Source organism: Shewanella sp. AS16 (assembly GCF_021412365.1).
Lineage (GTDB): Bacteria > Pseudomonadota > Gammaproteobacteria > Enterobacterales > Shewanellaceae > Shewanella > Shewanella salipaludis.
This window is the reverse complement of the sequence record NZ_JAKCLK010000445.1, coordinates 1-280: the sequence shown is the minus strand read 5'-3', so window position 1 is coordinate 280 and position 280 is coordinate 1. Positions and strand designations below refer to the sequence as shown.

Below are 280 nucleotides of genomic sequence, written 5' to 3'. Positions count from 1 at the left end.
GGGCCGAAAATGCCAAAAATAATACCGAGGATCAGATAAAGCCACAGCGTATTAAGCGGCGCATCAGAAAGTTTACCGACGTCAATCAACGCAACTTCATGATTAAAAATCCGGTACATAATGGTCGACATAATGACGCCAATAAATACCGCTTTAATCGAAATTAACGTATAGCGAAACTGCGGACGCATCTCTTCGATAATAAACAAAATACCCGCCAGCGGCGCGTTAAAGGCCGCAGCCAGCCCCGCAGCAGCACCGGTTGCCAACAGCGTATGAC

General features: G+C 47.1%; 1 protein-coding gene. It reads right to left on the bottom strand.

All coding sequences use genetic code 11. The features are described from left to right. On the bottom strand, positions 1 to 280 hold a 280-nt coding region (locus LZP73_RS21030; protein ID WP_234236940.1), incomplete at both ends, for a chloride channel protein.